This is a genomic window from Gordonia sp. (in: high G+C Gram-positive bacteria) (assembly GCF_047606305.1).
Classification (GTDB): Bacteria; Actinomycetota; Actinomycetes; order Mycobacteriales; family Mycobacteriaceae; genus Gordonia.
Genome location: NZ_JASGER010000108.1, coordinates 1 through 10,299 on the forward strand (window position 1 = coordinate 1; position 10,299 = coordinate 10,299).

Here is a 10,299-nt window from a genome sequence, read left to right on the forward strand (position 1 = left end):
CGGCAGGTGCGGCGGGCGGGGAGCTGGCCGCCGGCGCAGTCGTGCGTTCCGCGACGGTCGCCGACGCGGGCACACTGCCGGCGCCGAACCGTGCGAACACCGCGGCGAGATCGTCGACGAGACCCGCGGCGCCGGGCAGCTTCTTGCGGATCTGCTCGGCGGTCACCGGGGCCCGCTTGGCCAGATTGCGCAGGGTGATGTCCTTGATCGTCTCGGCCCCCGGGGCACCCTCGGCGATCTTGCGCCCGCGCCACGCGATCAGCTCGGCGGTCAGGTCCGTGGCGGGGTCCGGCGGCCGCTGGTCGTCCGGCGGCGCCGCCACCGGATCCGGCGCCCGGTGGTCGGCGACCCCGGCGGGCGGTGGAGTGGCCGGGTGGGCCAGCGCGGCGGGCAGATGGGCCACCGCGATGGTCGGCAGTACGCCCAGGTCGACCTGGGCGAGCAGGTGGTCGATCGTCGGGCCCCACCACTGGGCGATCGGCGTGGCCGCCTGCCGCCACGTTCCCGGGGCGGCGGCGATCGCGTCCAGCTCGCCGTTGGCGGGCACGGGGAGACCGTCGGCGGACGCGCCGGCGGCCCATTGCTGCAGTGCCGTGATCAAGTCCTGTGCGGACACCATCGTCAGGCCTGCCCCATCTCGGGCGGGCGGAACTGGTCCGGCTCGAGCCGCGGTGCGGGCGAGTCGACGACCGGCGGAACCGCCGACGGCGGCGCCTCCCACGTACCGGTCGAGGCGCCCTCGCCCCCCGGCGCCCGCAGATAGTCCAGACCGATGGCCTCGGACAATTGCGTCGCCGCGCAGACGATTCCCAGTCCGGTGCGCACCCGGTGGCGCACGTCGACGCGCACCGCGGCGGCCCCGCCGGTCACCGCGGTGTCGGTCAGCAGGGCGTGGTCGAAGGAGCCGGTCGGCGGCGCGTCCCGGTCGATGTCGGCCAGGAACTCCGCCAGTGGGAGCGTCGCACCGCCGGCCACGGCGACCGTTCCCACCAGTCGGGGCACCAGCTCGCCCAGCGGTCCGCCCAGCGAGCGCAGGGCGTCCCCCCACACCATGTCGGCGCCCGTCGACCCGATCACGCCGGAGTAGAGGTCGGCCGACCAGCGGTCCAGGGAGCTGCCCGTGCCACGACCGTGGTCGAGCCACACCGGCGACGCCTCGGCGCCCACCTCGCGCGAGCCCTGGCGCGGCGGGATGTGCGACACGATGACGTTGTCCCACGACGGCGTCAGCCAGCCGGGGCGGAAGAGTTCGCGGCGCAGGTAGCCGACCGCGTCGTCGACGTCGGGGTCGTGCGGCTGCGCGGTGCCCAGGCCGGTCGACATCGGCAGGCCCACGGAGATCGGCAGTGCCGCGGCGCCGGCCGCCGCCGGCGAGCCGAGCGGCGCCTCGAGGTAGGCGCCGAGAGCCCGGTTCCAGGACAGGAACTGCCCGTAGGCCTGCGCCAGGCGACGCACGTCGCGCAAGGCGGCGCGCAGATTGTGCCGATCGACCTCGAGCCGGTCGATGGTGGCCCGTCGCTGGTGGAGCATCGCGAAAATGGTGCGTTGCGACTGGACGAAGCCCCACAGGCACAGGCCCAGACCGAAGAGGACGGCGCTGAGCACGATGAGCAGCGACACCCACCACGCGACGTCCCACTTGAGCGTGAGGTAGACGAACAGCGCGGCGAGCAGCACCAGCAGCACGACCGTCAGCTGGATGGCCCGCCCCAGCGACTTGTTGCGCTGGTCGGGCTCCGGCGGTGGCGCGACGGCGGTGTTCACCTGGTGCAGGAGCTGCTGCACCTCGTTGTAGGCGCCGTGGAAGGCGTCGCCGAGTCGTTGGGCCGCGGCGACCCCGAAGCTGCGCCCGAGGTTGCGCTGCCACCCCCGCAACTCGGTGAGGGTCGAGCGCGCGCCGACGCCGTGGTCGGCGCTGGATTCGAGGTCGGTGAGCCGGTTCGCCAGGTCGGCCGCGCCCAGCACGTCGGTCGGGTCGACGCCGTCGACCTCGACGGCCGCCGCCACCGGACCGGGGATGGCGCGGAATGCGGCCGACGGCCCGGGCACCACCTCGGCGGAGTGCTTGACGATCGCCCGTGCCGACCCGACCTGGATCGGCGGCAGGTCGCGGCTGCGCTCGCCGGCGTCGGCCAGCGTCAGTGCCGATCGCGCATAGTCCTGCCACACCTGGGAGAGGTCGGAGTCCGCGTCGGCGAGCTGCCCCGACGGATCGAAGAGGGCACCGGACAGGGCGGTGGACGCGGCACCGATGTCCGCCCACCCGGCCACGCGCCCCGAGGAGGTGCGACCGTTGACGACCACCTGGTAGGCGGCCGGCTGTCCTTGGAACACCGCCTGCTCGACGCCGACGGCGATCTTGCTCGACACGCTGTCGACGACGCTGCGGTACCAGGCGGCGGGCGCGTTGCGGATCGAGGCCCAGACGAAGGCGAAGAACATCCTCAGCACGGTCAGCGCGCCGATCTGCTGCGGCGGATTGGCGGCATAGGCCTGACGGGGTCCGCGCAGCACCGCGGCGTGCTTGCGCCAGAACACGTCCGCCATCGTGGCGGTGGCCGTCGCGACGTCGGCGACGTAGACCACCTGCGAGCGCTGATCGCTGGGCAGCGGCAACACGCCGTCGTTGGTCAGCAGGGCCGAGCTCAGCGCCGACTCGACGTCGTCGGTCCGCAGGCTGCGGTAGAAGGACCGCGCCAGTCGGACCGATTGCCCGGGGACCACCGGCAGGCGGTCCAGCGGTGCATGGTCGAGGCGGCGCCACAGGCCCGCCAGCCCGGCGATGACCGGCGCGGCGTATCGGCCCAGGTCGTCGGCGGTGGGATTCTCGCCCAACGGGATCCGGCCGAACTCCGGGCCGCGCGAGTCCTCCGGCGAGATGATCACGTTGTGCCATCCGGGCACCGCGATCTCGCCGGGCGAGCCCACCACCGGTCCGCGGGCCACGAGCGCACGGATCCGCACGACCTCGCCCGCGCCGGTGGCGCGGATGAGCTGGTCGGCGATCCCCGTTTCGTCGCCCACCGACAGGCGCCGCTCACCGGGCAGCGCCGGCACCACCGAGCACACGCGCAGCAACGAGGTCCGTCGCGCCGACACGAGCTCGGGCAGTGCCACGTCGCGGGCCCGACCGCCGGAGACCAGCACGACCGACGCGAGCTGCGCCTGGGCCGACGGGTCGGCGACCCACAGGAAGTCGTCGACCATGCCGGCCGCCGAGAGGTCGGTCAGCGCCGACAGCACACTGTGCGCGGAACCGGTCGGCGCGATCAGGACCGTCAACGCCGACATCAGAACCCGCCCGGCTGTGGCGGCTCGGTGTTCGGCGGGGCCATCGGCGGCACGTCGAAGGGCGTGTCCATCGTCGGCGGGGTGAAGCTGTCCGGCTGTTGCACGGTCGGCGTGATCGTCGGACCGGACGACACTCCCTGCTCGGCGAGGGCGACGGCCGCACCCAGCAGGTTCATCAGTTCGTTGGTCGCCCAGAAGATGTCTGCGGCGATGTCCCGGTAGATGGGCGTCTTCGACGCCTGCTGGCGCACGGTGATCGTCGAGAAGGTTCCACCGCCCTCGGCGCCGGAGTTGCCCGGGGAGGCCCCCTCGCCGGGCTCCATGTAGTTCTTCGACACGAATTCGTGCTGGTAGGCGAGGTAGGCGCGCAGGCGCTCGGCCCGGTCCTTGATCGAGACGCCCGGCCCGGATTCGGGGATGGCGGCGGCGACGCCGGTCCCGGTCTCACCGCCGCGCAACCAGTTCGCCATGTTGACCGTCGCGGCCAGCTGGCGCTGCTCGAGACCGGTCGACGGGTTCTCCGCCCCGGCGTCGAAGAGGTGCCGCAGGGCGCGGTAGGGCGCCATCGACGACATCACGGGCGGCTGGTGACTCTGCGCGATGGCGACCAGCACGGACTCCAACACGGCCGGCAACCAGTCGTACTCGGCGAGGAACTCCGCCGGCGGGGTCAGCAGCGGGTTGGGGAACGGCAGCCAGGTGCGCGCCTGCGTGTCCCAGACGTGGACCGCCTCGGTGAAGGGCTCGGCGGGGACCTGGATCATGCCCAACGCCTGCCCCAACACCCAGCCGCCGACCATCGCGCGGCGCTCGTTCTCGTGCATCGGGAGGCTGGCCTGCAGCGGGCGGGCCCGGCGCATCGTCCAGAACGCCTTGCGCTGCCCGGGCGAGGAGGCCAGCCATTGACGGGCGGCGGGCTCGATCACCGCCTCATAGGCCAACGGCGAGTAGTTCGGGTACGAGCCGAAGATGTCGATGCGCTTGATCTTCGCCTCGTCGGTGAGCGCGTTGGTCAGGGCGTCGGCGCTCTTCTTGTCCACGCGGGCGGTCGTCGACAGCGCCGTCTTGAGGTCGCCGGCCACCGGCAGCCCCAGGAACGGGATGGCCGAGAACTTGTACCGGTAGACCATCTCGGCGACGCCGTGGATGGCCTGCATGGCGTTCTCGTTCACACTCGCCAACGGTCGCGCCAGGTTGACGGCCTCGCCGAACCGCAGTTCGAGGTCGGTGCGCCGGGCCACGCGCTCGGACTCGGGGGCGTCCTCGCCCTCGACGTACTGGCGCAGCGACACCGAGCAGAACCGGTCGAAAGACTCGCCGGTACGGGCCACGAAGCGACGCGCGCGGTCGAGCAGCTCGGGCGGGCGGACGTGGATGTCGTAGGTGGCGCGCTGGGCGATCAGCCCGTCCCCGGTCTCCGGGTGGCGCGGGAAGGCCCGCGAGATCCAGGTCGTGGTCCGCTCGACGACCGGCCGCTCCTCGGCGGGCGACTTGCTGCCGTCGACGGTTGTCCAGAAGCCGGTGATGACGTGCCCGGCGGCGCGCGAAATGCCCTCGCCGAGCAGACGCGGATCCGTACTGGTCGCCCCGACCGACGCCGGCAGGTCGATCTCGTACCGGCCCTTGAACTCGGCCGACCGCGTGAGCATGACCTCGTTGTCGGCCTCGGAGAAGCGCTCGGCGACGAGCTCGTCGGAGTCGGCCGGCCAGGCGGCGTATTCATCGGTCTGCAGCAGCGCCAGCCCGACCTGCTGCCGGTTGGCGCCGGCCGCCTGCCGCAGCAGCGTCTGCGCCTCGTTGAGCGCGTCGATCAGCGGGTCGAACACCTCGGTGACCATCGCACCGCAGGCGTTTGCGACGTGGTGGGCCAGCGCCGCGTAGATCTGCCGTTCGACGGTGCGCGCCGACCCGGCGAACACCTCGTCGGCGATGGGCGCGGGGTTGGCGATCGTGCCCGACAGCGACGCCAGGGTCGCCTTCACCTCCGGCGGGAGGTCGGCGATGTCGGCCGGCCCGTACTTGGACAGGTCGGTCAGCGCCGGCAGGAGGACGTCGTCGAGCAGGCGCGCGACCCGCTTCACCAGGCCCGTCGCGTACGGCAGGCCCTGGGTGGCCAGGGCGCGGGCAGTCGCCTGTTCGAGCTGGGTCACGAAGTGCTGGTGCCAACCGAAGGCGTGGTTGTAGGCGGCCGCGTTCGCCCCCTCGGCGAGCGCGTGGCGGCGTTCGGCGAGCACCTGCTGCACGCGCGCGGCCCACTGCTCGCCGTTGACGCCGGGCGTCTGGTCGATCATCGGGCGCACACAGGTGTTGACCACGTTGCGCGCCTGCGCGGAGACCTGGTCGGCGGGCAGCACCGTGGTGGTGAGCCAGGGGGCCAGACCGGTCGACGAGGCGTCGGTCGTGTCGGGCAGGCCCATCGAGTAGCAGATGTTGCTCCACTGGTTGTCCAGGATGGCGTTGACCTGCTCCTCGTCGGAGGAGTCGTTGCCCGGCTGCAGGTGTCCGTGCAGCAGCTTGTCGACGCTGCTGCGCGCGAGGCGCTGCGCGGAGTACTCGGCGTAGCGGTCACGGCCCATCGACAGGCTCGCGTAGCCGAAGGTGCCCCACGGCACGTTGTTCCACTGCTTGTTGCCCCAGCCCAGGTACTCCAGCGAGCCCTGGTCGCCGACGGCGTTGGTCAGGTCCCACTCGACGAACTGTTGGGTGGCCGAGCCGGACAGCACCAGACCGGCCAGGCCGCGACCGAGACCGCGGTAGACCGCGTTGGGCGTGCCGTCGCCGAAGACGGTGCGCTGCGCGCCGACGTAGCGGCCGACCGGGAACACGCGGGCGAACGGGATCCGCTCCCCCTCACCCTTCTCGTGCCCGAGGGCGCGCAGCAGCGCGACGTCGGTCTCGCGGGCCGACCCGGTCTGGCTGGCGACGATCTCCCCGAGCATCGCCAGCGCGTTGGCGCGGGTGCCGGTGATCGCCGAGTCGGGCAGCGTCTCGAAGATGTCCGGGGTCACCATGAACACGCCCATCAGGCGCGGGTCGACGCCCTGGACGAGCGTGAGGATGCGGCAGACGTCGAGGGCCATGGACGCTCCGGCTCCACCGGCCATCGAGGACACCACGAGGACGATCGGCTGGTCGTTGGAGCTGTACCCGCCGGCGCCCGGCACCTTCAGCGATCGCATCTCGGAGTCGGTCGAGTTGGCGAACAGCTCGTCCCACGCGCGCTGCAGGGCCTTGCGCACGGTGTCGACGCGACTGAGGGTGATCATGCGGCCCAACGCGCGGTACTGGCCGGCACCGGTGGACAGCGGGGTGTACACGGTCTCCGGCTCGCGCGGGGCCCAGGTCGCGATGGTGTCGAGCTCGCCGTTGGCGACGAGGCGCTGCGACATCGCGTTGTCCAGGACCTTGTAGCTGTCGCTCTCCGGCCCGGTGCCGACATAGACGCCGCCCTGGTCGGGCACGGTGCCCACGCCCTGCACCGGCGTCGGCGAGGTCGGCACGTCGAGGTGGACGAACTGCCAGCCCGCGGGGAGCTTGTCGATGCCGTGGGACCGCAGGTCCGACTTCAACTGATCCATCATGTAGGCCAGCGCGGCTCCACCCGAGCCACCGCAGCCGACGACCAGAAAACGCTTCATCTGTTAATCAATTCCTCTTCGCGACTACTGCCTTGTCGATGATCAGTTCTGGAACGGGTTGTAATCCGGCGGCGGACCCGAAGGACCCGGTTGCCCGGGTCCGGACTGAGCCGGTCCCGACGGGCGCCCCGCCGGCGGCGGACCGTACGGGCCGGTCGCCGTCGGTCCACCCGGCCGCGGAGTACCGAAGGTACCCGGCGACGGCGGTGCCTGCTGCGCCGCAAACGGGTCGGCACCCGGTCCGTGGCCGCCCGAGGCGAACGGATCGGAGGGCCCGGCGGCCGGCGCACCGGCCTGACCGCGCAGGGTCGCCAGCCCGGTGCCGAGGTATTCGCCGATCTCCTCGGCGAACCGCGCCAGCGTCTGGGCGCCGGCGTCGTCGCCGACCAGCACGACCACGTTCGCCCGGTCCGGGCTCCCGGTCGGGTCGTGCTGGATGAACCAGCGGTTGTGGACGTTGAGCGGGAGCCGCGCGTCGGGGGCCGGCCCGACGGTCTCCCCCGTCTTGCCGGCGGCGCCGACCTGGCCGGGCGCACTCGCCACCACGAAGCCGGTGCCGAACGGCGACCGTCCCACCTTGGTGTCCAGACTGACGCCGTCACCGAGGTCGAGGTGGCGCGAGGGGGTCGCGGTACCCGGCACCATCCGGACCAGGTCGTCCTCGCGGAAGGCGAACGGCTCGCCGTCGCGCTGGACCGTCGATCCGCTCACGGTCACCGGGATGACCTGGGCGCGCAACGACCGGGCGGGGATGCGGGCGGTCCACCACTTGGCCAGGTAGGCCAGGCCGAGCGGCACGAGCGGACCGAGCAGCAGTGCCGCCAGGAAGCCCAGCAGCGTGTTCGCGGCGTTCTGCTTCTTGAGCAGGGTCGCGCTGAACTGCACGTCCATCGGCTTGGGCTCACCGGCCCCGTCGGCCTTGGCCAGCATGACGGTCACCGTCCCGTTCGCGTCGCCGCGGCCCTGGTGGGGCACCTTCAACGTGAGCGGCAGCGACCCCTTCTGACCGTCGTCGACCTTGACGCACGTCTCCTTGGTCGACGCGGTCGAGGCGACCGTCAGCCCGTCGGCGCCGTCGGGTGCCGCGTTCAGCTTCGTCGCCCCCTCCGGTGCGACCCACACGCATCCGGGCCCGGTGACCTCGAGCGAGGCCGCGGCCTCACCCGTACCGGTGATGGTGCCGAAGTCGACGCGCGGGGCGATCTGCGGGTAGCCGGCGGGCGGGTTGATCGTCACCGGCAGGTCGACGCCCTTGGGCACCAGCGGCGTGCCCGGCACCAGCTTGCCCTTGGCGTCGCGGGCGGCCGCGGTGGTCACCGCCAGCTTCATCCGGAGCGTGGCGGCCCCCGGGGCGACGCCGGACAGGTCGGCGGTCCGCTTCTGGGTCACCTTGCCCTTGGGGACGTTCGACGCGATCGGAATCGTCCGTCCGTCGTGGGTCACCAGATCGGCGTCGAAAGACACCGTCCCGGGCAGCTGGGCGACGTCGACCGTCTCGTTCTTCTTGTTGGTGACCGTGAACAGGAACTGCGCGGCCTTCTGGCCACTGCGCAGCTTGTAGTTGCCGTTACCCGGCCAGGCCGGCGACAGGTCCCCGTAGATGCGGATGTTCGACTGCGTCTGGGCGCCGACCGCCTTCGCCGGCGAGACGAAGACCAGGGCCCACACACCGCGCCACTTCGACGAACCGGTGCCGGTCATCTCGATGGAGACCGACTTGGGGCTCGGCGCGCGATAGTCGACCGCGGTGCCGCCGATGTCGAGCTTGCCCGCCTTCCCCGCTTGCAGGCGGTGCTCGCTGCCGTCGGGGGCGACGAGGACCGGCGTCAGACCGGGGGTGGTCGCGTCGGCGATGATGCTCACGCTCGACACCGACTGGTCCAGGACGAAGCGGTGCTTGGCCTCTTCGCACACCCTGTTGTTGGGGCAGGCCCCGTGCCGCGACTGGACGCCGGTGCCGCCGCCGAGGCTGGCGAAGGCCATGATGAGGTCGTCGATGTCGGTGACCCGGTAGAACGCCCCGGGCACGGGTTTGGTCACCGTGCCGCAGGTGCCGCCGCCGGGCGCGGTGCCCGTCGCGATCGACTGCAGCAGGTGGAACTGGTCGGCCTTCGCGTCGGCGTCGAGGCCGATGGCCACGGTGATGACGCCCGACGACCGGAGCTGGTCGGCGACGCCGCCGGGGCGACAGACCGACTGCTGGGCGGCCTTCTTCATCGCGTCGCGGTCGGCCGGGGTCTTCAGCTGCTGGCCGGGCGCGAACTCCTTGTCCACCTGGTCGCGGTTCTGGTAGTCGAAGTCCAGCGCCCCGTCGGTGAACCACACCAGCATCTGGCAGCCGGCGGCCGCGTCCGGCTTGCGCTGGGACGCCAACGACGACGACGCGTTCGACAGCGCGGTCGCATAGTCGGTGTCGCGACCGGTGTTACTGGTGGCCAACGTGTCCAGGCCGTTGTCGACCTTCGCCAGCGAATCCCCGTTGAGCGGGGTCCAGTCGGTGATCACGCGGTAGTTCTCGGCGAAGGCCGCGACCGACAGGTCCAATTGCGCACCGTCGCGCGCGGAGGCCATCTGCAGCTGTCGCGCGAGCTCCTTGGCGGCGGCGACGCGCGCGCCCTCGGGGTCGGTCTTCTGCAGGCTCAACGACTCGTCGATGAGGAACAGGACCTGCCCGCTGCGCTGACCGGCGACGCACGAGGCGAACCGGGACACCGCCGCGTCCTTGGCGTCGGGTTCGGCGTGCGCCACACCGGCCAGCAGGGCCAGCGGTGCGAGCAGCATGGCGAGCGCGAGTGCGGCCAGCGCACGGGTCCACCCGCGCATCGTCGTCGAGGGGCCCATCTACAACCGTCCGATCCAGAAGCCGACCGACAGCGCGGTCACCGCGATCGCGACGACCACCGCCACGATCGCGACCACCCAGAACACCCCGGTCGTGCCGGGGCGCGAATACACCGTCTCGGTCTTGCGCGCGGTGTCGACCGCCACGAAACGGGCCACCAACCAGATCGCGATCGGACCGGCCAGCACCCAGCCGATCAGCGACCACCATCGGGCCCATCCGACGGCGCCGATGAGGCCGCCGAGCACGGCGGTCACCGCGGCCGCCAGGAGCAGCCCGTTCGGCGGCGAGGCGATCGTCAACCGGTTCGGCGTCGCCGCCGTCGGAACGCTCGACCGGGCGAGCGGGTCGGCGGGGTTGATCCGCTCGGTGGCCGGGGCCCCCGGGGTGAAGCCGACGGTCGCGAAGTCGGGGGCCTCGTGTCGGCCGTGGCCCGCCGCGGGGTTCGGCGTCCACCCGTCCTCGGGCGGGGGCGAGGGCCGGGGCGGCCCGCTCGGCGGGTACCCGGGCGCGCCTCCCGGAAGGGGC

At 72.3% G+C, this 10,299-nt stretch carries 3 protein-coding genes and 2 pseudogenes; all 5 read right to left on the minus strand.

Features of this window, described 5'->3' with window-relative positions:
* A pseudogene (locus QM634_RS14700) lies at window positions 1–619 on the minus strand (hypothetical protein); the annotation flags it as partial.
* Window positions 620–621: 2 nt separating this feature from the next.
* Window positions 622–3,291, minus strand: coding sequence for a hypothetical protein (locus tag QM634_RS14705; protein WP_415043523.1), 2,670 nt, complete (start codon window positions 3,289–3,291; stop codon window positions 622–624).
* Entirely contained in the window at window positions 3,291–6,929 is a 3,639-nt protein-coding gene (locus tag QM634_RS14710; RefSeq protein ID WP_415043524.1) for a tubulin-like doman-containing protein, read from the minus strand. The genes QM634_RS14705 and QM634_RS14710 overlap by 1 nt, the downstream gene beginning before the upstream one ends.
* A gap of 42 nt (window positions 6,930–6,971) precedes the next feature.
* Window positions 6,972–9,770 carry a VWA domain-containing protein gene (locus QM634_RS14715; protein ID WP_415043525.1) on the minus strand — a complete coding sequence of 933 codons (2,799 nt, stop codon included), beginning with the start codon at window positions 9,768–9,770 and terminating at the stop codon, window positions 6,972–6,974.
* Window positions 9,771–10,299: pseudogene (locus QM634_RS14720) on the minus strand (hypothetical protein); the annotation flags it as partial.

What these genes read in the sequence shown, in the direction of transcription:
- QM634_RS14710 (WP_415043524.1), bottom strand. Translation starts at nt 6,929, where the DNA reads ATGAAGCGTTTTCTGGTCGTCGGCTGCGGTGGCTCGGGTGGAGCCGCG.
- QM634_RS14705 (WP_415043523.1), bottom strand. Translation starts at nt 3,291, where the DNA reads ATGTCGGCGTTGACGGTCCTGATCGCGCCGACCGGTTCCGCGCACAGT.
- QM634_RS14715 (WP_415043525.1), bottom strand. Translation starts at nt 9,770, where the DNA reads ATGGGCCCCTCGACGACGATGCGCGGGTGGACCCGTGCGCTGGCCGCA.